The organism is Pantoea sp. ME81 (genome assembly GCF_903970985.1).
Lineage (GTDB): Bacteria > Pseudomonadota > Gammaproteobacteria > Enterobacterales > Enterobacteriaceae > Pantoea > Pantoea communis.
On sequence record NZ_CAJCKS010000033.1, the window covers coordinates 1 to 22651 of the forward strand.

A 22651-nucleotide genomic window follows, 5' to 3' on the forward strand; every position below is an offset into this window, starting at 1 on the left:
ATACCATGACTTCACTCTCCGGCTTTGAGGCGCTGTTGCATGGCAAGCAAGTGCATTGCTATGGCCTGCCATTTTATGCCGGATGGGGGTTAACCAATGATGAGCATGTCTGTGCAAGGCGCAAACGCAAGTTGGGGCTTGCGGATGTGATTTACCAGGCATTGATTGCCTATCCGACGTATATCCATCCGCTGCGTTTGGCAGCTATTAGCGCGGAAGAAGCGGCAGAGTTTTTGATTCACGCGCCGCGTGGAAGGATGGTTATTCAGAAGAGTAGGCTGGAATATTTTTCCAGACAATTACGTAAAGCCATGACCTTAATGCAAATAAAAATTAGACCCTTTAAGTAAAATAATAAAAGGTTGATAGCAATGCACAATAACGCTTTGAAAATGTTGTTGTCTGGGAAGAAATATCTGCTATTGCAGGGACCAATGGGACCTTTCTTCAATGACGTCGCCGAGTGGCTTGAATCGCTGGAGCGTGAAGCTGTTAATGTAATATTTAACGGTGGGGATCGTTTTTACTGTCGCCAGCGTAAATATCTGCCTTATCTCAAAACACCAAAAGAATTTCCTTCATGGCTGCGTGATACGCACAAAGAATATGACTTTGATACGATTCTTTGCTTTGGCGATTGCCGCCCGATGCATCAGGCTGCCAAGCGCTGGGCACAAGCGAAAGGGATTCGTTTTATCGCATTTGAAGAGGGCTATTTGCGCCCACACTTCATTACGGTAGAAGAGGGCGGGGTGAATGCGTTCTCATCCCTTCCTCGCGATCCGGATTTTTATCGCCGCCTACCAGAAATGCCAGCCATGCAGGTTGAGAAACTGAAGCCATCAGCCGCAAAGCGTATTGGCCATGCGACTTGGTATTACCTTGTGGGCTGGCGTTACCGCCATGAGTTTCATCAGTATCGCCACCATAAATCATTTTCGCCGTGGTATGAGGCGCAGTGTTGGATTAGGGCATATTGGCGTAAACAGTGGTACGGCTGGCGTCAGCGTGATGTGTTATCACATTTGCAGAATAGTCTTGATCAACGCTATTTCCTCGCTATCTTGCAGGTATATAACGACAGCCAGATTCGTAACCATAGTCCGTATGAGGATGTGCGCGACTATATCAATGATGTGATCTTCTCATTTTCAAAGAAGGCTCCGCGTAACGAGTTCTTGGTGATTAAACATCATCCAATGGATCGTGGGCACCGTTTATATGGTCCGTTAATTAATAAACTCAGCAAAGAGTACGATGTAAGTAAGCGAGTGATTTATGTGCATGATTTACCAATGCCTGATTTATTGACTCATGCTAAAGCGGCAATCACGATTAATAGTACTGCGGGGATTTCTGCGCTAATTCATAATAAACCGTTAAAGGTGATGGGAAACGCGCTTTACGATATGAAGGGATTGACCTACCAAGGGCATCTTAACCAATTCTGGACGTCTGATTTTAAGCCAGATGTGAAGCTATTTAAAAAATTCCGTGAATATTTGCTAGTGAACACACAGGTTAATATGGTTTATTATACTGCCAATCAATTTAATGAAGAAAGTAAGATACGATTGAAATCAGTAAGATTATCAATACCACCACTTGTTAAAGAGTAGTGGGCCTAATCAATAAATGGAATTGTTTCCATGGCTGTTTTTATTCGATGTTATTGTGGTTTTATTGTTGGATTTGATGTTAATTATGTTGTTTTTATTTGAGTTGATTAGTGATATGTCAGATTCACCGCTATCTAAGAAGTGACAGTTATTTATGGTTGAATTATCAATCCCTTCAAATTGAATTGCATGAGAAGTTGTATTTTGGAAAGAGCAATCGATTACGTTGATATTACTGTGATGTTTTGGTGGAGTACTATGTGACGCAACACCCTTTTGAACATTAATAAACTTACATGAAACGATATTAACATTTAAGCAAGGAGTGTTATCCCAATTTCCATAGGCTGGAAAGCCGGCATGATTATTAAAATCAATGTTTATTTCTTCATGCGAGCCATCTTGTGAAATTACAGTATTTGAAAATATACAGTTGCGAACTGTAAAGTTAAGTTGGGAATTACATTCTATCCTGTGGGAGTTCTTCCCGTTATAAAAATGAACTTGGTCAATTAATATATTTTTAGCACGACCGAAAATCATTGCACTACGACTTCCTTCAGCAATGTCACCTCTTAAGTTAATTGAAAACTTAGAGAGTACAATGTTTCCTCTTCCGTTATATCCATTACCTTCGAGAAAATCTAAATTTCCTTTTTCCCCGTTGATAAATAGCCAGTTGTTTTTTGAGTTTCTATATTCAATAATGGATGTTTGCATTCCAGAACCAATAATGGTTATATCTGAGTTGAGCTCTATATAATCTTTAACAATCAATATTCCAGGATTGAAAAAATATTTACCACTAATTGATAGGAACTTCCTTAAATCATCGGTATTATCATGATGCCCATCCATCTTAAGCCCAAGTTGTTTAAAAGATATAAAATCTTTTATTAATGGTATAATGTAATAGTGATCATTTATTTTTATACAATATTTATCATTTGAAGTTAAACGCTTTTTGACAATATAAGTCATCGCACCATCATCCTGAGCATGGTAATAACCGCTGGTTCTAATTATCATTCCATCTTTTAATTTTAATTTTTTAATCGACTCCACATCATTGCAAGATATTTCTTCAATTGGTTTATGAAAGTTTACCATTGCAGATATGGATGATTTGTAATAACTCAATGATAGAAGTGCGGATACTTTTAATAATGTTCTTCGAGTAATCATTTTTTGAATCAAGTTTGAGGTCAGAATACATCTGACCTTCAATGTTATTGTTATTTGGTTAGGTTGGCTCTTAAAATCTCAATGGCTTTTTTATCTTTATTGTTCTTAGTCTTGTTAATAAATAGATCAAATGCGTCAATAGCACTACTGATTAACCCAAGCTTTAAATATGTTTTAGTAAGTATTTTTGTTGCCTTAATATTATATTTGTTTTTACAGAATGGTTCTAAGTAGCGTAAAACGTCTTCGTGTTCATTTCGAAACGAATGTAGTTCTGCAAGCCTAATAATAGGTCGGCCTAAATAAGGTGAGATTTTATAGCAGGATTCATAATATTTCATAGCCGCAGAATGAAATCCTTTCTTATCTAAGCAAAGCGCATAAAGATAATTAATATATCCCCATCCAGGATTTTCCTTTATGAGTTTCTCTACGGTTTCAATGTAATTTTCTTTAAATTCTAACCCGCCTATTAAGTTTTCATTTATTTCTTTAAATGTTTCTGCAAATTCAGAACCATGAACTTTAGACTTGGTAATATGAGCTAAACTCTTTGATGAACCTTTTACGATCATTTCATAAAGAATATTATCAATTATGATATTCTCACTTAGCTCGCTAAGAACATTGTGTTTAAAGTTGTTTAAGATATATACTTTTGAATCTGGTATCCCATCCTTTAATTTATTAGCTGAATAATAATCAACAGGGTCACCATTATTGCTTATTACGATAACATCAGAGTTTTCTTTATAAGTCAGACTAGATAATGGAACGTTGTTTTCAGAAACTAATACTTTATTTTCCTCACTTTTGGAATACTTCATGCCCAATTGATCTTCTGGGCTGAAAGCTACAATTCGGTCAGCATTCAATTGGCTGCCAAATTTAAGAGCGGCATAGGCACCCATACTTGATCCTAATGTCCATACCTTACCCCCTTGTTTCAAATAATAGCTAATTTTTTCATCGAGAAAACTTATTAAGTTGCTATATGTAGGATATTCCGATACACCATTCTGATACCAGCTATTTGATAAATCATTTATGAAAATTTTTGTGGCTGGAATTTTATTTAATCTTTTAGAGAAAGTGAATTTTCCTTTTGGAGTGTGTCTTGCAGAAAAAATAATAAGTACATTTTTTGCATTACTGTGTTCAACTATATTGATAGACTCCATCTTTTAACTAAATTCCTTTTCTTTTGAAGACTCACGACTCTCTCTGTTTAATATTTCAAGCGGAGATGGGATGTTATAAAAAGATTGTAATGCTTCCTTAAGATGCTTGTCGTAATCATTAAAGTCTTGACTATCATCAGAAGACCTATCATTTGGGCACATTGAGTAAGGTATTGTGTCTTTACCTTTTTTGCTTTTAAGCATTCTGTAATAATCTAAAGCTATTCTTTTTCTAATGTTAAAATAGAAAAGTCTTGTTTTAGTGAAAATAGCTTTTCCAGTTATCTGAGCTACATGAGGGAAGAGAAAACCAGTACATAAAATATCATTCATGGCACGGAATTTATTACGTCTACATGCATCAAACTCATCTGGCCACATTGATTCACACAAATAGGCAACAGATTTTAATTGAGGGTAGAATGTATGCGCAAACATTTGATCGGGATACGCACCATATTGAGAAAAGATCATTCTTCTAGCATTTTTTGCTCCCCATTCAGTAGCAGAGTCGTATGTCTGGTTTACAGGAGCACTTGGTAGTTTTACTTTTGAAGTAAACATAAAGCCTAAACCAGATCCGGTAAAGAAATATTCTGGTTTAACATTTCTCAAAAGCATCATATCATCATTAAAATAGATGTAATGCTCGGATAATCCTTCGATATGATGAATCGCGCTTTCAATAACATGAGAGTTAAACGTTGGAAGATATTCTTCTTTTAAAATTTCACTATGGCTTACAATTCTAACTCTTGGGTGGTTAATATTTAACCATTGAGGGTGTTGACCATTTGTTACAATGTAAATCTTATTAACCCAGCTGGCATATTCAAAAATTGAACGTAGTGCATATTTCAATTCATCAAGGGATTTAAAGCGCGCAGTATTTGATAGCACAGATTTTTGAGCATCCTTAGGAGCATGCTGATTAAAAACCTCAATGAAATTTGGATCTTCAGAATCCACCCAAGTAAATACAATGTCAATCGGAAAACTGACTGCCAAGTTGCCGCAATCAATTATTCTATGCCCGTCTGGAATTTCTCGGATGATATTTTTTCCTTTTTATTTGAACCTAATGAAACATTTCTTTGTCCATCAGATACTGTAATTGGATATTTTTTTATCAAGGCATCCCTAAAGAAAACACCAGGCCTGAAAATTAGTTTTTTAAGTTTACCCATGACTAACTCCTAATAATATATGTCAAATTAATGGTTCTTTTCTTCACTAAGGTACTTTTCAATTGCCTCATCGATATTATCGTGGAAAGTGAAGTTCATTCCTCTTCCAATAAATATTGCTACTTCACATTGTTCACGTAAAGACTTAAGGCTATGAGATACCATCAAAATATTTGAGTGCAAACTTTTTTGTTTAAATATATCTATGCACTTTTTCTTGAATCTAGCATCACCTACGGCAGTTACCTCATCTACTAGGTAGTAGTCAAAATTAAATGCCATGCTCAAGCCGAATCCTAACCTAGACTTCATTCCTGAAGAGTAAGTTTTTATTGGCATATCAAAATATTTTCCAAGTTCGGAAAACTCTTCAACAAATGCTACTTTTTCTTTTAGTTCTTCCTGCTTGGCATATAACCGGGCGACGAACTTTACATTTTCCCGCCCTGTCAAACTGCCTTGAAAGCCACCAGAAAGTCCTACTGGCCATGAAATAGTTTTATCGGTGGTGATGGAACCGCTATCCGGACGGTCGATGCCGCCAATCATCCGAAGTAATGTTGATTTACCAGCACCATTACGACCTATAAGTGCCACACTCTTACCGCTTGGTATCTCAATATTAAGGTCTTTGAAAACATAATGGCGGCCTTGAGGCGTGCGGTATGATTTCGTTAAATTTTCTATTTTAATCATGAGGTAAGCATTGCCTCTTCACGATTGCGATATAACGCAAGGCCAGCAAATACCGTGACTAAGGTACAAATCGCGAGATAACTAAGACTCACGCCCTCACTCACATAACCCGGCATTACCGCTTCACGGCTGAGTTCAACTGCATGAACTAAAGGGTTCCACAGTAAATAAGGCCAATAATCTGTTGGTATGGAGTGCAGAGGGAACATAATGCAGGAAATAAAATAGAGTGGCTTAAGCAGTATGGGTAAAAACTTTTGGGTTTCAGCAAAGGTTCTTCCCACGACCATAAAGATTAATCCAATCCCGCAAGAAAACAGAATCAGCAATCCCCATGTCGCAACTAATTGCAGAAGGTTGGTGATTTCAAAGTATTCGCCTGCCATCCATACAACCACCATCAACAGAATATAAACGGCGGCGTAAATCACGGTTTCTAACAATGCGCGGGCAATAATGGTGTCGATTGGCTTTACCGGACGGTAATTAAACAGCCCTTGGTTAGCTTCAATCGCACCCACTGAGCGGTTTGTAATATTACTGAAAATAAAGTACGGGATAATGCCGTTCAGCAGAAATACCGGGAACGAGATGTCCGGCATGGTGCGGTGCATGATGAAACCAAATATGCCCAGCAGCACGAGTAAATGCGCAGACGGCTCAAGAATTGCCCAAAAATAGCCTAAGCGAAACTTTCCAAAACGGGTGCGTATTTCACGCAAAAACAAGGCCTTAACGGCAGCTTGCTGGACTTCGAATCCACTTCTGGCCATTGATTTAACTCATTTGAATTGGGTGGGATTTTTACACGCTACCGCCCCTGGCTTAACAGCTACCAATGCACTGGACGCAATACAGGCGGTGTAGGGGGGAGGTTTATAGTTTTTCAGACGGGGAGCTGAATTAATCAGCAGATTTTACGCAAATTCAAAAGATTAGAGCTGATGAATACGCGAAAGGCGTGATGCCATTTTGAACAATTAGATGGTTTGTCGTTGATATGGATCCATCCACTTGAACAGCTGGTCCCTGCTTGTCTGTAAGAATTTTCCCTAATTTTGACGAGGTAAGTTACAGATCATGTCGAAATAATCCTAAACGTTTTCGTCTATTAATATTTTGCAAATTATCTGTAAGGCCTATTGAACTAATCATTGCACCTGATTTAACTCAACTGACTGAATATAATGACTTTAATGCTTAAGTGCGATTCTGTTCTTGACCTTACTCTGCATCATGAAATCAACACTGCTAATCAATTCATTCACGAGACAATCGACTGTTTTTTACAAAAAGTAGTAGTTGTTACATTTGAAATGTGACGATTGCAGGTCGCCTGATTCTTCGCGATAATCACGCATAACAAATCCCTTCCTCGTCGGGCCTAACGACGCGGAGGGGATTTTTTTTACCTATATTTTAGTGGCTAACCGACTCACGGATCTAAAGAGGACAAGTTATGTATAACACCCTGGGCAATCAGTACGATAACTCCCTGGTTTCTAACGCCTTCGGTTTCATGCGCTTCCCGGTGAACTTCCAGCCTTACGACAGCGATGCTGAGTGGGTGATCACTGGTGTACCTTTCGATGCCGCAACTTCAGGTCGTCCGGGCAGCCGTTTAGGGCCGGGCGCGATTCGTCAGATCTCTACTAACCTCGCATGGGAAGGTTGCCGCTGGCCGTGGGATTTTGACCTGCGTCAGCGCCTGAACGTGGTGGATTGCGGTGACCTCGTTTACGCATTCGGTGATTCACAGGATCTCTCTGACAAACTGCAGGCTCACGCTGAGAAGTTGCTGGCAAACGGTAAGCGTATGCTGACTTTTGGGGGTGACCACTACGTTACGCTGCCGCTGTTGCGCGCCCACGCCAAACACTTCGGTAAGATGGCACTGGTGCACTTTGATGCGCACACTGATACCTACTCTAACGGTCCAACCTTCGACCACGGCACTATGTTCTTCACCGCGCCGAAAGAAGGTCTGATCGATCCGAATCATTCGGTGCAGATTGGTATCCGTACTGAGTTCGACAAGAGCCTTGGCTTCAACGTGCTGGATGCAGCACAGGTTAATGACCGCAGCGTCGATGATATTCTGGCTGAAGTGAAACGCACCGTGGGCGATCTGCCGGTGTATCTGACCTTTGATATCGACTGTCTGGATCCGGCGCACGCACCGGGCACTGGCACGCCAGTGATCGGCGGACTGACCAGCGATAAAGCTACCAAGTTGATTCGTGGCTTACAGGGTATGAACATCGTCGGGATGGATCTGGTGGAAGTGGCACCGGGTTATGACCACGCTGATTTGACTTCACTGGCGGCTGCTACGCTGGCGCTGGATATGCTGCACGTGCAGGCTGCAAATAAAGGTTAATCCAGATGAGGGCAGGGCGATGGCCTTGTCCTCAACTTAATAGTTGTTGTTGATATCGTTGCTGGCTGAACGCACTACGGCGAATCCGGCAACCGCTAATAACGTCACTGCGCTAATGATGATAATTGTCAACATAAGTGGCTCCAGTCAGAGTCTTTGAACCACGCTACATTTTATTTATGACAGAAATCTTGCTTCGCCCGCTAATTCAGAATCATCCTTCCAGGGACATTCATCGCTTCTGAGCTTTCTCATCACGTTTCTGCTTTCTCATTCTCCACGCGAATTCGTCTACTGATGTTTATCGTCCTTTCTCAACGCGCATTGATAGCAATGATGTCAATCTGTGAAGTGGGTTGGGATTTGTTTTGAGCGGCGCGGAGTGATTAAGAAAGGGTGATAGCTGATGGGGCGATCCATTGCCCTCGACGTCCCCGGTTCCTAGTAATCGTCATTCACATCTTTGGCTGCGGAACGTATCACCAGATACGCGCCGATTAGCACAATCGCGATAACGACGGCGAGAATAATCAGAATGGTCAACATAGTATGTAGTGCTCCGGTGACTCTCTCTGATATCGCCTGAAAACTAACGGTCAGTGTAGACCATGCTCACTATGACATGGCCTCGTCTGGCGAGTTCAGACCATTGTCACGCTTCTCGCATCAACGGCTCAACAACTTAACGGTGACAATTCGTTATCGGCTGCGCGTGGCTATACTTTGATGCGTACGTCATTAATCGCTTCGTTAATTACGGTTAGAGAATCTTTGGAGGTCACCATGGGCTTTCTGGATGAATTAGTAGGTTCGCTGGGGAACGGCAACGGTCAGGGCAATCAGTTGGGTCAGTTGCAGGCGATCTGGAATTGGGTGCAGGAGCAGGGCGGAATCGAAGTGCTGCTGCAGAAGTTTCAACAAGGCGGGCTTGGCGAGGTGCTGGGTTCGTGGATCGGCACTGGTGGCAATCAGCAGGTCGGCGGCGGTGAGATTCAGAATGCTTTCGGTCAGGAGGAGTTGCAGTCGCTGGCCGATAAGCTGGGCACCGATGTGAATGGTGCATCTGGCACGCTGGCGGCGCTGTTACCGCAGCTGATCGATAAGATGTCGCCGCAAGGTCAGCTGGATGAGCAGAGTCTGCACAACAACCAAATGGATTTAGGTTCGATGGTGGATGACCTGTTTAAGCGCTAGCTGTTGAAGTTGAAGAGAGGAGCGCACATGGCGCTCCTTTTTATGGCCGATTATTTGCCATCTGCCGCAATACGATCGCGGATGTGCTGTGCACGAGCTGCGGAATCCGGGTGCGAATCGAACATCGAACTCGTTTGGCCTTGCTGCATTTTCGCCAGTTTCTCGAAACTGGTGGCTAAGCCAAGTGGATTAATACCGCGCTTTTTCAGCAGGTCATAAGAGTAATCATCTGCCTGCGATTCCTGAGTCTGCGAGAACTGCGCATTGACCAGCTTCTCGCTTAGATCGCCCAACTGGGATTGCGACAGTTGACCAATCACGCCGCCAACCGAGGCCGCAGCGGTGCGTGCTGCCGTGGTGGCGTAGGCAACCTGCATCGCTTTGCGCGTATGGCCGAGCGCAACGTGGCCCATTTCATGGCCGAGCACGCCTTCCACTTCGTTGTCCGTCATCATATCCATCAAGCCGCTGTAGACGCGGATGCAGCCGTTGGCCATCGCCCACGCATTCACATCTTTGGTCAGATAGACTTTGTAGTTGGCTGGCACACCATTGATGTTATCGCCCAGCGCAGCGGCGATTTTGTTCAGGCGCTGCTGATATTCACTATTGGCAGGTGCGAGCTGGTTGTCTTTGTCCATCTGGGCACAAGACTGATCGCTTAGCTGCTTCACTTGTGAATCATTCAACGTATAAGCCTGATAGGCCTGCGCGCCGGATTGCAGTAGCGCGTTATTGTCCATTCCTTCGCAGCCGCTCAGCAGCGAAGCGATTCCCACAGCAAGAATTGTGGCGCGGATTTTCATTGAGAGGTCCTTTGCGTAACAAGGTAGATAAAACAAACACCTGAAATTGAGAACGGTGTTCAAACGCTTTGGTTATAGCGCGCATCCTGTTCACTGGCTAGCAGACAAGCCCCGAATTGCAACCGTTTACCCGCTATTTAGCACGTCGACGCATGTACTTTTGCCCCGATTTTCATGTACATTGATGTGCGACTTTTTTCTCGCTTCGCCTGATAACTGATTAATTACAATACGTTAAGCGCGGCGGAGCATTAATCCGACCTGGAGTAGAAGATGCCCTCTCGTAAAGAGCTTGCCAACGCCATTCGCGCGTTAAGTATGGATGCAGTACAGAAAGCCAAATCGGGACATCCTGGTGCCCCTATGGGCATGGCGGACATCGCCGAAGTGCTGTGGCGTGACTTCCTGAACCACAATCCGACTAACCCGCTGTGGGCAGATCGCGACCGCTTCGTGCTGTCTAACGGTCACGGCTCCATGCTGATTTATAGCCTGCTGCACCTCACCGGTTATGACCTGCCGATGAGCGAGCTGCAGAACTTCCGTCAGCTGCACTCTAAAACTCCAGGCCACCCAGAATACGGCTACACCGCTGGCGTTGAAACCACCACCGGTCCACTGGGCCAGGGTATCGCTAACGCTGTAGGCTTCGCCATCGCTGAGCGCACTTTAGCCGCACAGTTCAACCGTCCAGGCCATGACATCGTTGACCACAACACCTACGTGTTCATGGGCGACGGCTGCATGATGGAAGGTATTTCGCACGAAGTGTGCTCCATCGCCGGTACCCTGAAACTGGGTAAACTGATTGCCTTCTATGATGACAACGGCATCTCAATCGATGGTCACGTTGATGGCTGGTTCACTGACGATACCGCCGCTCGCTTCGAAGCTTACGGCTGGCACGTAGTGCGTGGCGTAGACGGTCACGATGCTGACGCTATCAAAAAAGCGGTTGAAGAAGCTAAAGCCGTATCTGACAAACCTTCACTGCTGATGTGCAAAACCATCATCGGTTTCGGTTCTCCGAACAAAGCCGGTACCCACGATTCACACGGCGCACCGCTGGGTGACGACGAAATCGCACTGACCCGCAAACAGCTGGGCTGGAACCACGCGCCGTTTGAAATTCCTTCAGACATCTACGCGCAGTGGGATGCGAAAGAAGCTGGTCAGGCGAAAGAATCCGCATGGGATAAGAAGTTCGCTGCTTATGCTGCTGCTCATCCTGAACTGGCTGCTGAGTTCACGCGTCGTACCAACAACGAGCTGCCAGCTAACTGGGAAACTGAGTCGCAGAAGTTCATCGAACAGCTGCAGGCTAACCCAGCTAAAATCGCCAGCCGTAAAGCTTCTCAGAACGCGATTGAAGCCTTCGGTAAGATCCTGCCGGAATACATGGGGGGATCGGCTGACCTGGCGCCAAGCAACCTGACTATGTGGTCTGGTTCTAAGCCAATCAACGAAGATGCAGCCGGTAACTACATCCATTACGGTGTGCGCGAATTCGGTATGACCGCGATCGCTAACGGCCTGGCGCTGCACGGTGGTTTCCTGCCGTACACCGCAACCTTCCTGATGTTCGTAGAATACGCGCGTAACGCGGCACGTATGGCTGCACTGATGAAGATTCGTCAGATCATGGTTTATACCCACGATTCAATCGGTCTGGGTGAAGATGGTCCAACGCACCAGCCGGTTGAGCAGATGGCCAGCCTGCGCGTAACACCAAACATGAGCCTGTGGCGTCCATGTGACCAGGTTGAGTCTGCGGTTGCCTGGAAATACGCTATCGAGCGCGTAGACGGCCCATCAGCTCTGATCTTCTCTCGTCAGAATCTGGCGCAGCAGGATCGTACCGCTGAGCAGCTGGCAAACGTGGCACGCGGTGGTTATGTGCTGAAAGACAGCGAAGGTACGCCAGAGCTGATCCTGATCGCCACCGGTTCAGAAGTGGAACTGGCGGTTGCCGCTTATGACAAGCTGACCAGCGAAGGCCGCAAAGTGCGCGTGGTGTCTATGCCTTCAACCGATGCCTTCGACAAGCAGGACGCGGCTTACCGTGAATCTGTACTGCCGAAAGCGGTTGCTGCGCGTGTGGCAATCGAAGCGGGTATCGCGGACTACTGGTTCAAATACACCGGCCTGAATGGCGCTATCGTCGGCATGACCACCTTCGGTGAGTCTGCTCCGGCAGAGTTGCTGTTCAAAGAGTTCGGCTTCACCGTTGAGAACGTGGTGAACACCGCGAAATCTATTCTGTAATCAGCGGTCGTCGTAAGGGCGACCCGGCAGGTTAGATGATCGCTAACGAAGGTGTGCTTTATGCGCACCTTTTTTCATTTCAGAACCCGCCTTCAACCTGAAACGCTTCAATTATTCCTGCAGTAATAATTTTTACGTGCGAAATATGTGACGTAGATCCAATAATCAGCAGCGCAATTGATCGCAATCATTCCTGTTATTCCGCGCATGCTTTATTCTAGCTGAACCGTTTCAGTTGCAATTGAGTGGCATCATTTTGCAACGTTAAGCGGGCAATAATTCCCTGTACAAAACGCAGCGAAACGCTCAAGGTATTTGGCACGTTTTTTTGGCTGTTGTTGCAGGAAGTGAGATGACCGTTCGCATAGCAATTAATGGTTTTGGTCGTATCGGACGCAATGTGCTGCGTGCGTTGTATGAAACCGGCCGCCGCGCTGAAATTACCGTGGTAGCGATCAACGAACTGGCTGAAGCCACCGGCATGGCGCATTTGCTGAAGTATGACACCAGCCATGGCCGCTTTGCCTGGGATGTGCGCCAGGAGCGCGATCAGCTGTTCGTAGGCGACGACACCATCCGCATTCTGCACCTGGCCGATATCGATGCACTGCCATGGCAGGAACTGAACGTCGATATCGTGCTCGATTGCACCGGCGTGTATGGCAGCCGCGCAGATGGCGAAGCACATCTGCAAGCGGGCGCGAAGAAGGTGTTGTTCTCCCACCCGGGCGGTAATGACCTGGATGCCACCGTAGTGTTCGGCGTTAACGAACAAGCTCTTAAACAAACTGACCGCATTGTCTCCAACGCATCTTGCACCACCAACTGTATTATTCCGGTGATCAAGTTGCTGGATGACGCCTTCGGCATTGAATCGGGCACCGTGACCACGATTCACTCGGCAATGCACGACCAACAGGTGATTGACGCCTATCACAGCGATCTGCGTCGTACCCGTGCCGCCAGCCAATCGATCATTCCGGTGGATACGCGTCTTGCTGCGGGCATTACCCGTATTTTTCCGAAATTTAATGACCGCTTTGAAGCCATCGCTGTGCGCGTGCCCACGATCAACGTGACAGCCATTGATTTGAGCGTTTCGGTACGTGAAGCCGTGAAGGCGTGTGAGGTCAATGCGTTGCTGCAAAACGCGTCAGAAGGGGCGTTTCGTGGTATAGTTGACTATACGGAATTACCGTTAGTCTCAGTAGATTTTAACCATGATCCGCACAGTGCCATAGTGGACGGCACACAAACGCGGGTCAGTGGTCATCACCTGATCAAAACCTTGGTTTGGTGTGACAACGAATGGGGCTTTGCTAACCGCATGATCGACACCACGTTAGCAATGGCCGCAAGCGGTTTCAGGTAAGACGCGGACTGCGTCTGGCAAAACTTATGAGAATCAACGAGAGGGTTCACCATGTCTGTAATTAAGATGACCGATCTGGATCTTGCTGGCAAACGCGTTCTGATCCGTGCCGATCTCAACGTACCAGTGAAAGAAGGGAAAGTGACGTCAGATGCACGTATCCGTGCTTCTCTGCCTACCATCGAAGCGGCGTTGAAACAGGGCGCGAAAGTGATGGTTACCTCTCACCTGGGTCGTCCGACCGAAGGTGAATACAACGAAGAGTTCTCGCTCCTGCCGGTTGTTAACTACCTGAAAGACAAACTGAACGGCACCACCGTTACCCTGGCGAAAGACTACCTCGACGGCGTTGAAGTCGGCGCGGGTGAGCTGGTGGTTCTGGAAAACGTGCGCTTTAACAAAGGCGAGAAGAAAGACGAAGAGACGCTGTCGAAGAAATATGCCGCCCTGTGCGACGTGTTCGTGATGGATGCCTTCGGTACTGCACACCGTGCGCAGGCTTCAACCCACGGTGTGGGCAAGTTCGCCCCTATCGCTTGTGCTGGCCCTCTGCTCTCTGCTGAGCTGGAAGCGCTGGGTAAAGTCATGAGCAACCCACAGCGTCCGCTGGTGGCGGTTGTGGGTGGTTCTAAAGTATCGACCAAATTCGACGTGCTGCAGTCTCTGGTGAAAATCGCGGATACCGTGATTGTCGGCGGCGGCATCGCTAACACCTTCGTGGCTATCGACAACAAGGTCGGTAAATCACTGTACGAGCCAGACTTCGTTGAAGCGGCGAAAAAGCTGCGTGACGAGCACGGCATTCCGGTTCCAACCGACTCTCGCGTCGGAACGGAATTCTCTGAAACTGCTCCGGCAACCGTGAAAAAGGTTTCCGAAGTGGCGGATAACGAAGAGATTATGGACTTCGGTGACGAAACCGCACAGGCGATGGCAAAACTGCTGAAAGAGGCAAAAACCATCCTGTGGAACGGTCCGGTTGGCGTGTTTGAATTCCCGAACTTCCGCAAAGGCACCGAAATCGTGGCGAACGCGATTGCAGACAGCGACGCGTTCTCTGTTGCGGGCGGCGGCGATACCCTGGCAGCGATTGATCTGTTCGGTATCGAAGACAAGATCTCCTACATCTCTACAGGCGGTGGCGCATTCCTCGAGTTCGTGGAAGGCAAAAAACTGCCCGCTGTAGCGATGCTGGAAGAGCGCGCTAAGCAGTAATTTTTGGGGGCGGCGCTTCGGCGCCGTCTGAAGGCTTGCCCATCCTGGGCAAAAAATCGACGTCCCTTTGTGGGATGAACGGTAACGAAACAGGACACAACCATGTCTAAAATTTTTGATTTCGTAAAACCCGGCGTTGTCACTGGTGATGACGTTCAGAAAGTTTTCCAAGTAGCGAAAGAAAACAAATTCGCTCTGCCAGCAGTTAACTGCGTCGGCACGGACTCCATCAACGCGGTACTGGAAGCTGCGGCCAAAGTTAAAGCGCCGGTCATCGTTCAGTTCTCCAATGGTGGTGCTGCCTTCATCGCCGGTAAAGGTTTCAAAACCGACAAGCCACAGGGTGCAGCAATCTTCGGCGCTATCGCCGGTGCGCACCATGTGCACCTGATGGCTGAACAGTATGGCGTGCCAGTGATTCTGCACACCGACCACTGTGCTAAGAAACTGCTGCCATGGATCGATGGTCTGCTGGATGCCGGTGAAGAGCACTTCAAGAAAACCGGTAAGCCGCTGTTCTCTTCTCACATGATCGATCTGTCAGAAGAATCACTGGAAGAAAACATCGAGATCTCTAGTAAGTATCTGGCGCGCATGGCGAAAATCGACATGACTCTGGAAATCGAACTGGGTTGCACCGGTGGCGAAGAAGACGGCGTGGACAACAGCCACATGGACGCTTCTGCCCTGTACACCCAGCCAGAAGACGTTGATTACGCGTACACCGAGCTGAGCAAAATCAGCCCGCGTTTCACCATCGCCGCTTCATTCGGTAACGTGCACGGCGTGTACAAGCCAGGCAACGTGAAACTGACTCCAACCATCCTGCGTGATTCTCAGGAATACGTGACCAAGAAACACAATCTGCCGCACAACGCGCTGGATTTCGTGTTCCACGGTGGTTCAGGTTCTTCTGCTGCAGAAATCGAAGAGTCAATTGGTTACGGCGTAATCAAAATGAACATCGATACCGATACCCAATGGGCGACCTGGGACGGCATCCTGCAGTACTACAAAAAGAACGAAGACTATCTGCAAGGCCAGTTGGGTAACCCAAATGGCGTGGATAGCCCGAACAAGAAATACTACGATCCACGCGTATGGCTGCGCTCTGCACAGGCTTCAATGGTTGTGCGTTTAGAGCAGGCTTTCAAAGAGCTGAACGCTGTCGACGTGCTGTAATTTTTCCTTACAGTACAAAAAAGGCCCGAAAGGGCCTTTTTTTATGCATTCGATTCGGAATAGTGAGTAAATTCAGCCCATCTTTGGCGCTTCATGCCATTTTTGTTTACCCTTGTACACGGGAGTGCCGGAGCTAATCTGGCCGTTTTTGCATTTTCCTGCGGGAAACTCAACAACAGGGCTAACAAATGGAAGACTTAAATGTCGTCGATAGCATTAACAGTGCCGGCGGCTGGCTGGTACGCAATCAGGCACTGATCCTGAGCTATGCGGTGAATATCGTTGCGGCGATCATCACCATCATTATTGGTATGTTCATTGCGCGTATCGTTTCAAATACGATCAATCGCGTGTTGCAGGCGCGTCACATCGACGCTACCGTTGCAGACTTCCTCTCTGCCCTGGTGCGCTACGGCATTATCGCTTTCACCTTGATCGCGGCGCTGGGTCGCGTGGGCGTGCAAACCGCCTCGGTGATTGCCGTACTGGGTGCCGCCGGTTTGGCCGTCGGCCTGGCACTGCAAGGCTCTCTGTCCAACCTCGCAGCGGGTGTGCTGTTGGTGACCTTCCGTCCGTTCAAAACCGGTGAGTTCGTTGATTTGGGCGTGATGGGTACCGTGCAAAACGTGCAGATTTTCTCTACCACGCTGAAAACCGTGGATGGCAAAATCGTGGTGATCCCGAACGGTAAAATCATCGCCGCCAACATCGTTAACTTCTCGCGTGAGCCGATTCGTCGTAACGAATTTATTATCGGTGTGGCCTATGATGCGGACGTTGATCAGGTGATCGAGCTGTTACGTGAAGTCGTCGAAGCCGATGAGCGTGTGCTGAAAGACATGGGGATTCAGATCGGTCTGAACGAACTGGCCGCCTCTTCACTGAACTTTGTGGTGCGCTGCTGGAGCAAAAGCGGTGACCTGCAAAACGTGTACTGGGATCTGCTGAAAAACTTCAAACGTGCACTGGACGCGAAGGGTATTGGCATTCCGTATCCGCAGATGGATGTGCATCTACACCAGGTGAAAAGTGAGCAGCAGGCTGCACAAGCCGAGTAATCACTCAGTAGCGTTGTGCTTTGAACGGTAAACTGCACAACATCATATTAAGGTCGTCATTTATGGCGACCTTATTATTTTCTCTAATGCCTGATTAAATCTTTCAATTTCCACTAATATCCTCGCGTCACTATACTGCATCGCATTACCTCGTTATTCAGGACTATCAACGTGTTATCTGTTTATTTACAAGGGCTTGCTCTTGGGGCTGCACTCATTCTGCCATTGGGCCCGCAAAACGCATTCGTGATGAACCAGGGCATTAAACGCCACTACCATTTGATGACTGCAGGATTGTGCACCCTGAGCGATATCGTGCTGATTTGCGGCGGCATCTTCGGCGGCAGTGCGCTGCTAAATCAATCCCCCATTATGCTGATGCTGATTACCTGGGCAGGCGTGGCGTTTCTGCTGTGGTACGGCTGGGGCGCACTGCGCAGCGCATGGCAGGGTGATGTGACGCTGGCCGATGATGCGGTGATGAAGCAAGGCCGCTGGCGCATTATTGCCACCATCGTCGCGGTGACCTGGCTCAACCCGCATGTCTATCTCGATACTTTCGTGGTGCTCGGTAGCCTGGGCAGTCAGTTGCCTTCTACCGCCGCGCGCCAGTGGTTCGCGTTGGGCACAGTGAGCGCATCGATTATCTGGTTCTTTGGTCTGGCGCTGTTAGCCGCATGGCTGTCACCGCGTCTGCGCACAGTGCGCGCCCAGCGCATCATCAATCTGCTGGTGGGCGGTGTGATGTGGTTTATCGCCATCCAGTTAGCGCGTCAGGGCATTGCCGCGTTCTGATGCAGATGTAAACCGTACAGTGCGGGCAGCGCGCCCGCACTGGCAATCAGCTCTAAGCGTATCTGCCGGAAACTGACATCCTGCGGCACGACGTGATGGCATAGCGAGTGATGATTGTCCTTCACTTCCACCAGTAACATCTCATCCAGCCATAACCGGTAATGTGTGGTGCAGTGCGGCGTCACTGCCTGTGCATGACCCATCTGCACCGTCTCCATCGCATGGTCGAAGTCGTTATCAAACAGCAGGGTGATTTGGCGTGCGTGTTGCTGTAGTTCCCATCGCCAGGTGACCGTCGGCTGAGCATCATCCAGTGCTGGCACCCAACAGTTGGTGTGCTGTTCCGGACGCAATTTGCCGTTGAGTAAATAATCGCGATGCCAGAGTTTTAGCGGCGTCTCCAGTGCGAACGCCAGCAGCACCTGATTTGGCGCACGGCGCGGCAGCCAGAAATCAAACTCGTCCACGCCGTAATCGCCGTCATTGATCTGCCTTGTGCGTTTGGCAACGCGCGGATTGAGGCTGTTGAACACCATCATCACGCCTGGCAAGCGCTGGCGGGTAAGTGCCACTTCAATCTCTGGCTGCTCTTCGAAGGCGATAAACAAATAGCGATCGACATCCGCCCGGTAATCAAAACTCAGGCGGTAGCTGCCCTGGTCGTTAACCGTGATTGTCTGGTTGGCGATGTACTGATCGCCGCAGGTGTTGGCCGGATTGTCACTGGTGAGCAGCGAAACCTGCAGTTTCTGCGTCTGTTTGGCACGAAGCTGCACGGATATTGCCGGTAAGCGCTCACCGGCTTTCAGTGGCAGCAGCAACGCACAGCGCGATTGCAACGACTGCCAACCGCCATCGGCGGGCAGGGCGCTGAGTTGCAGAGTGCTACTGACCTCGATCTGCGCATCGCTGACCGGGTTCGCAAGCTGCTGGCGTGGGATGTATGCCCCTTCGCGCAGCAGGCGTTGCTGCAGTTGCGTTACGTGAGCAGGCTGGGCTAACTGTGCTGGCGTGAGTTGCTGCTGCTGACAGATTGCCGCCGCACGTCCCACCACTTCACCCAGTACGCCGCAGGTGCACATCACGCGCGCGCTGCCAAAGGCCACGTGGGTGGCTGAAATTAAGCGACCGGTGAGCAGCAGATTATCCAGCGACTGACTGTATAGCGCACGGAATGGAATGGTATAGGTGCCTTTGCTGTGAAACTGGCGACAGCCATCGTGTTCGCTGTAGACGCCATCGGCCGGATGCAGGTCAATCGACCAGCCGCCGTAGGCGACGGCGTCGTAGTGATCGCGCTGTTCGATGATGTCCTGCTGGCAGAGCAGGGTGTCGCCAAGGAAGCGACGACTCTCGCGTTTGCCGGGAATTAATCCTACCCACTCAATGGTCAGGTTATCGGCATCCGGGAACTCGCCGGAGTTTTTAATGTAATCCCAAACGCCCCAAACAATTTTCCACAGCTCCCATTTGATGGTTTCGCTTTCGTGCACCGTATCGAGCCGTCCGCCCCATTCCAGCCACCACAAATCACAGCCGTTAAGATCGGAGGTCAGGCGTTTGTAACGCGGAATGGCGGTAATCTCTTTAAGCGCAAAAGAGGGCGGGACAAAGCGAACCGGCTGCGAAGTACGTTTGGTGTAGAAGTAGATTGAGTGGCCGAGTTTGTGGCCAAAATGTTCGCCTGGCGCCATCTTTTCGCCAAACTCTTCAACGCTTTCCGCACCCACGCGATGCGCTGCGCCCGCCAGATATCCCAGCACGCCATCGCCGCTGGCATCAATAAACTGGCTGGCCTTAACGTGGTAGCGGGTCTGATTGATGGCGTTGAAGGCCTGCACCGATTGCAAATGACGGTCTGATTTCTCGATATCGGTGACCACGGTATTGAGCAACAGGGTTAATCCGGGCTGCGACTGCACCAAATCCAGCAGCACCATATCGAACAGCACCGGATTGCCCTCTTTGTTGCGCCACAGGTTCTCCTCCATGATCTCGCCCATGATGCCGCCTTCGCGCGCCCAGCGGTTGTTGTTGCCCATATGCGATGTCGCCCCGTTGGCCCACAAGCGCACTTCACTCGATGCGTTGCCACCCAGAACCGGGCGATCCTGAACCAACACCACCTGTAATCCGTCACGCGCGGCGGCCAGTGCGGCACACACGCCCGCGAGCCCACCGCCCGCCACCAACAGATCGGCCTGTAATTTTTGCTCTGGGAAGTGGCGCGCATTTTGCGAAGAGAAAGTCTGCATCATTTGCTTCCTGTCATGCTGAAGCTAAGATTGGTGTTTTGAGCGCCACAGGGTGAACTATGTCTTCTCAACCCAACCAAAGCCTGATTGATGGGATTCGCTGCTTGCAGTATTTGGTTTCCAGCGATAAAGCCGTGGGCTGCCGTGAACTGGCGCGACAGATGGACATGAACAGCACACGCGTTAACCGCCTGCTGATGACCATGGCCTCGATTGGCCTGACGATTCAGGACGAACATCGCCGCTATTTGCCCGGCCCGGGGATTCATGCGCTGGCGGCGCAGGCGATTCGCGGCTCCTCGCTGTTTGCCCAGGCGCTGCCGCAACTGGAAGCACACGCGCCGCGCGACATCGTGGTGGCGCTGGGCGTGTTGTGGGAGGACCAGGTGATTTACATCTGGCACTCCGAACCGGGCGAGCGCACTAGCGCCAGTCAGGCACTGGCCGGTTTCCGCATGCTGCCAGCGTGGCAGTCGGTGATTGGTGTGTCGCTGCTGGCGACAGAGAGTGATGAGCAGTTGCGTCCACGATTTACCGACGAACAGTGGGCGCAGATGGCGCCGTTGCTGGCGCGCAAGCGTGATGCAAACCACTTGATCTGGCACCGTGATGACGGCGAAATCAGCATGGCGCAGCCAATCAATAACAACCGCGCAGCGCTGGCGTTTGCCAAAATCTGGCAGGCAGACGATGCGCATCTGCAGCAGCGGGTGACGCAGTTGCAGTCGCTGGCGCAAGTGCTGATCAGTGCGCGCTGACATGCTCGATTTTCCCGACCACGAACAGATAGCTGCAAATGCCTATCGCGGCCAGCACGGCAATAAAGCCGAGTGCTGGCGCGAAATTGTCGCCATCGATCAACGCGCCAATGGTAATCGGCACCACAATAGCGGAAAGCGCGCCGGTGAAATTGAATACGCCGCCCGCTAAGCCAATCAGATGGCGAGGTGCCAGTGCGGTGACAAACACCCAGGTGATGGTCGCGAGGCCGTTGCCAAAAAACGCCAGCGACATAAACAGCACGATGAGCGTGGCGTCGTCGGTGTAATTGGCGCCAAGAATAAACAGCGTCAGGAACAGGCCAAGGATCACCGGCAATTTACGCGCCACGCTGGGCGACACGCCTCTCCGTATCATGCGATCCGAAGCGAAACCTGCCAGCAGTACGCCACAGAAAGCGGCGAAGTAGGGAACGGAAGCCACATAGCCGCTTTTAATGAAGCCCATATGGCGATACTCCACCAGATAGGTCGGGAACCAGGTGAGGAAGAACCAAAAGGTGGCGGAGATGGTGAACTGGCCGATATAGATACCCACCAGTTTGCGGCTGCGGAACATTTGTGCCAGATCGGCCCAGCGGGCCTTCGGCTGCAGCGTGTGCTGACGGCTCTCGAGTAAGGCACCGTTGCTGCGCAGGTAGTTTAATTCGGCTTCTGACACGCCTTTATGCTCATGTGGCTCACGGTAAAGCAGATACCACACCAGCGCCCAGATCATCCCGGCCACACCGGTGATCAGAAACAGTCCGCGCCAGCCAAAGGCATCCTGCACGTGAAACAGAAGTGGCGTCATGCAGGCGAGTCCAACGAACTGGGCCGAGGAGTAAATGCCGATGGCGCTGGCACGCTCCTGTTCCGGGAACCAACTGGATATTACGCGGTTATTCGAAGGCATCACCGGCGCTTCAAAAGCACCAACGCCCAGGCGCAGGCCAAACAGCGTACCGAAGCTGTTGGCGAGCGCGTGCAGAGCGGTGATCAATGACCAGGCAAACAGTCCTACGCCATACACCAGTCGCGCGCCGAGACGATCAATCAGAAAACCTCCGGGGATCTGCAGCGCCGCATAGATCCAGCCAAATGCTGAGAAGATCAACCCCATCTCCATTGGCGTAAAGCGCAGTTCACCGGCCATTTGCGTGGCGGCCACAGAGAGATTGGTACGATCCATGTAGTTGATGATGATGTTGATAAACACCAGACCCAGCATCAGGAATCGCGTCCGTCCGGCGCGGACAGCAATGGCGCTTTGGTTAATTGGCTGCTCTGTCATACCACAACTCCCCATAAGGCTAGAATTGTTTCTTTAATAGAAACACTAAGGCAAAATTTCCGCGAATCCGTTTACCTGGTTTTGCGATCGCGGATACGTTAATGCCGTCGTTATCCGAACTTTTTGGTGATTTCAAACTCAGACCATCACGCATAGTAATGTGTTTTAGGTTTAGCCATAGTGGCGACCTGTAAATTGAACCTTCAAGG

19 protein-coding genes and 1 pseudogene are annotated in these 22651 nt (G+C 48.9%); 11 read left to right on the forward strand and 9 right to left on the reverse strand.

The genetic code is table 11. The annotated features are described in order from the left end of the window. Together H7A81_RS08480 and H7A81_RS08485 are read left to right on the forward strand one after the other, a co-directional pair. Positions 1 to 350, forward strand: a pseudogene (locus H7A81_RS08480) (capsular polysaccharide biosynthesis protein); the annotation flags it as partial. Positions 351 to 371: 21 nt separating this feature from the next. Beyond that, positions 372 to 1619 carry a capsule biosynthesis protein gene (locus H7A81_RS08485; RefSeq protein ID WP_182057240.1) on the forward strand — a complete coding sequence of 416 codons (1248 nt, stop codon included), beginning with the start codon at positions 372 to 374 and terminating at the stop codon, positions 1617 to 1619. A 9-nt stretch (positions 1620 to 1628) separates the two neighbouring features. On the opposite strand, the gene H7A81_RS08490 is transcribed toward H7A81_RS08485, so the two are convergent. From H7A81_RS08490 to H7A81_RS08515, 6 genes are read right to left on the reverse strand one after another with little or no spacing between them, the layout of a single operon-like run. Continuing rightward, positions 1629 to 2804, reverse strand: coding sequence for a hypothetical protein (locus H7A81_RS08490; protein WP_182057241.1), 1176 nt, complete (start codon positions 2802 to 2804; stop codon positions 1629 to 1631). Between the two features lie 50 nt (positions 2805 to 2854). Continuing rightward, the gene (locus tag H7A81_RS08495; RefSeq protein ID WP_182057242.1) at positions 2855 to 3985 is read right to left on the reverse strand and encodes a lipopolysaccharide assembly protein LapB; all 1131 of its coding nucleotides are present in this window, start codon (positions 3983 to 3985) and stop codon (positions 2855 to 2857) included. A 3-nt stretch (positions 3986 to 3988) separates the two neighbouring features. Beyond that, positions 3989 to 4993 carry a stealth conserved region 3 domain-containing protein gene (locus tag H7A81_RS08500; protein ID WP_182057243.1) on the reverse strand — a complete coding sequence of 335 codons (1005 nt, stop codon included), beginning with the start codon at positions 4991 to 4993 and terminating at the stop codon, positions 3989 to 3991. A 14-nt stretch (positions 4994 to 5007) separates the two neighbouring features. Further along, a complete protein-coding gene (locus tag H7A81_RS08505) occupies positions 5008 to 5172 on the reverse strand; it encodes a hypothetical protein (protein ID WP_182057244.1) in 165 nt (54 codons plus the stop codon). 27 nt (positions 5173 to 5199) lie between these two features. Beyond that, complete coding sequence (locus tag H7A81_RS08510) at positions 5200 to 5868, reverse strand: ABC transporter ATP-binding protein (RefSeq protein ID WP_182057245.1); 669 nt, start codon at positions 5866 to 5868, stop codon at positions 5200 to 5202. Beyond that, a complete protein-coding gene (locus H7A81_RS08515; RefSeq protein WP_182057246.1) occupies positions 5865 to 6641 on the reverse strand; it encodes an ABC transporter permease in 777 nt (258 codons plus the stop codon). Before H7A81_RS08515 ends, H7A81_RS08510 begins: the two co-directional genes overlap by 4 nt. A gap of 686 nt (positions 6642 to 7327) precedes the next feature. On the opposite strand from H7A81_RS08515, the gene speB reads away from it, so the two are divergent. Continuing rightward, complete coding sequence (gene speB, locus H7A81_RS08520; protein WP_034823229.1) at positions 7328 to 8248, forward strand: agmatinase; 921 nt, start codon at positions 7328 to 7330, stop codon at positions 8246 to 8248. Positions 8249 to 9031: 783 nt separating this feature from the next. After that, positions 9032 to 9442, forward strand: coding sequence for a YidB family protein (locus H7A81_RS08525; RefSeq protein ID WP_160868285.1), 411 nt, complete (start codon positions 9032 to 9034; stop codon positions 9440 to 9442). Positions 9443 to 9492: 50 nt separating this feature from the next. Here H7A81_RS08525 and H7A81_RS08530 read toward each other — a convergent pair whose 3' ends face one another. Then, positions 9493 to 10248, reverse strand: coding sequence for a M48 family metallopeptidase (locus H7A81_RS08530; protein ID WP_166932858.1), 756 nt, complete (start codon positions 10246 to 10248; stop codon positions 9493 to 9495). Positions 10249 to 10521: 273 nt separating this feature from the next. Here H7A81_RS08530 and tkt point away from each other — a divergent pair, with 273 nt between their 5' ends. The 6 genes from tkt to argO all read left to right on the forward strand — a co-directional run bounded on the left by tkt (position 10522) and on the right by argO (position 18135). Further along, positions 10522 to 12513 carry a transketolase gene (tkt, locus tag H7A81_RS08535; RefSeq protein WP_182057247.1) on the forward strand — a complete coding sequence of 664 codons (1992 nt, stop codon included), beginning with the start codon at positions 10522 to 10524 and terminating at the stop codon, positions 12511 to 12513. A gap of 352 nt (positions 12514 to 12865) precedes the next feature. Further along, positions 12866 to 13885 (forward strand): erythrose-4-phosphate dehydrogenase, encoded by a 1020-nt coding sequence (gene epd / locus H7A81_RS08540; protein ID WP_034823224.1) that lies wholly within the window; start codon positions 12866 to 12868, stop codon positions 13883 to 13885. Positions 13886 to 13936: 51 nt separating this feature from the next. Beyond that, positions 13937 to 15100: a phosphoglycerate kinase gene (pgk, locus tag H7A81_RS08545; RefSeq protein ID WP_182057248.1), complete on the forward strand. Its 1164-nt coding sequence runs from the start codon at positions 13937 to 13939 to the stop codon at positions 15098 to 15100. Between the two features lie 102 nt (positions 15101 to 15202). Then, positions 15203 to 16282, forward strand: a complete 1080-nt coding sequence (gene fbaA / locus H7A81_RS08550; RefSeq protein ID WP_034823221.1) for a class II fructose-bisphosphate aldolase — start codon at positions 15203 to 15205, stop codon at positions 16280 to 16282. A 188-nt stretch (positions 16283 to 16470) separates the two neighbouring features. After that, entirely contained in the window at positions 16471 to 17340 is an 870-nt protein-coding gene (gene mscS, locus H7A81_RS08555; RefSeq protein WP_182057249.1) for a small-conductance mechanosensitive channel MscS, read from the forward strand. A 171-nt stretch (positions 17341 to 17511) separates the two neighbouring features. After that, positions 17512 to 18135, forward strand: a complete 624-nt coding sequence (argO, locus tag H7A81_RS08560; RefSeq protein WP_160833069.1) for an arginine exporter ArgO — start codon at positions 17512 to 17514, stop codon at positions 18133 to 18135. Here argO and H7A81_RS08565 read toward each other — a convergent pair. Next, positions 18114 to 20390: an FAD-dependent oxidoreductase gene (locus H7A81_RS08565; RefSeq protein WP_370529943.1), complete on the reverse strand. Its 2277-nt coding sequence runs from the start codon at positions 20388 to 20390 to the stop codon at positions 18114 to 18116. The two genes, argO and H7A81_RS08565, sit on opposite strands and share 22 nt — an antisense overlap. 59 nt (positions 20391 to 20449) lie before the next feature. Here H7A81_RS08565 and H7A81_RS08570 point away from each other — a divergent pair, with 59 nt between their 5' ends. Continuing rightward, complete coding sequence (locus H7A81_RS08570; protein WP_034823215.1) at positions 20450 to 21148, forward strand: global regulatory protein; 699 nt, start codon at positions 20450 to 20452, stop codon at positions 21146 to 21148. Here H7A81_RS08570 and H7A81_RS08575 read toward each other — a convergent pair. Next, positions 21135 to 22442 (reverse strand): MFS transporter, encoded by a 1308-nt coding sequence (locus H7A81_RS08575; RefSeq protein ID WP_182057251.1) that lies wholly within the window; start codon positions 22440 to 22442, stop codon positions 21135 to 21137. The genes H7A81_RS08570 and H7A81_RS08575 overlap by 14 nt on opposite strands. Positions 22443 to 22651: the final 209 nt, after the last annotated feature.

Coding starts and splice junctions, on each gene's coding strand:
- H7A81_RS08515 (WP_182057246.1), bottom strand. CDS start 6,641: ATGGCCAGAAGTGGATTCGAAGTCCAGCAAGCTGCCGTTAAGGCCTTG.
- pgk (WP_182057248.1), top strand. CDS start 13,937: ATGTCTGTAATTAAGATGACCGATCTGGATCTTGCTGGCAAACGCGTT.
- H7A81_RS08485 (WP_182057240.1), top strand. CDS start 372: ATGCACAATAACGCTTTGAAAATGTTGTTGTCTGGGAAGAAATATCTG.
- fbaA (WP_034823221.1), top strand. CDS start 15,203: ATGTCTAAAATTTTTGATTTCGTAAAACCCGGCGTTGTCACTGGTGAT.
- mscS (WP_182057249.1), top strand. CDS start 16,471: ATGGAAGACTTAAATGTCGTCGATAGCATTAACAGTGCCGGCGGCTGG.
- H7A81_RS08510 (WP_182057245.1), bottom strand. CDS start 5,868: ATGATTAAAATAGAAAATTTAACGAAATCATACCGCACGCCTCAAGGC.
- H7A81_RS08505 (WP_182057244.1), bottom strand. CDS start 5,172: ATGGGTAAACTTAAAAAACTAATTTTCAGGCCTGGTGTTTTCTTTAGG.
- H7A81_RS08565 (WP_370529943.1), bottom strand. CDS start 20,390: ATGCAGACTTTCTCTTCGCAAAATGCGCGCCACTTCCCAGAGCAAAAA.
- H7A81_RS08570 (WP_034823215.1), top strand. CDS start 20,450: ATGTCTTCTCAACCCAACCAAAGCCTGATTGATGGGATTCGCTGCTTG.
- H7A81_RS08525 (WP_160868285.1), top strand. CDS start 9,032: ATGGGCTTTCTGGATGAATTAGTAGGTTCGCTGGGGAACGGCAACGGT.
- H7A81_RS08575 (WP_182057251.1), bottom strand. CDS start 22,442: ATGACAGAGCAGCCAATTAACCAAAGCGCCATTGCTGTCCGCGCCGGA.
- H7A81_RS08490 (WP_182057241.1), bottom strand. CDS start 2,804: ATGATTACTCGAAGAACATTATTAAAAGTATCCGCACTTCTATCATTG.
- epd (WP_034823224.1), top strand. CDS start 12,866: ATGACCGTTCGCATAGCAATTAATGGTTTTGGTCGTATCGGACGCAAT.
- speB (WP_034823229.1), top strand. CDS start 7,328: ATGTATAACACCCTGGGCAATCAGTACGATAACTCCCTGGTTTCTAAC.
- H7A81_RS08530 (WP_166932858.1), bottom strand. CDS start 10,248: ATGAAAATCCGCGCCACAATTCTTGCTGTGGGAATCGCTTCGCTGCTG.
- tkt (WP_182057247.1), top strand. CDS start 10,522: ATGCCCTCTCGTAAAGAGCTTGCCAACGCCATTCGCGCGTTAAGTATG.
- H7A81_RS08495 (WP_182057242.1), bottom strand. CDS start 3,985: ATGGAGTCTATCAATATAGTTGAACACAGTAATGCAAAAAATGTACTT.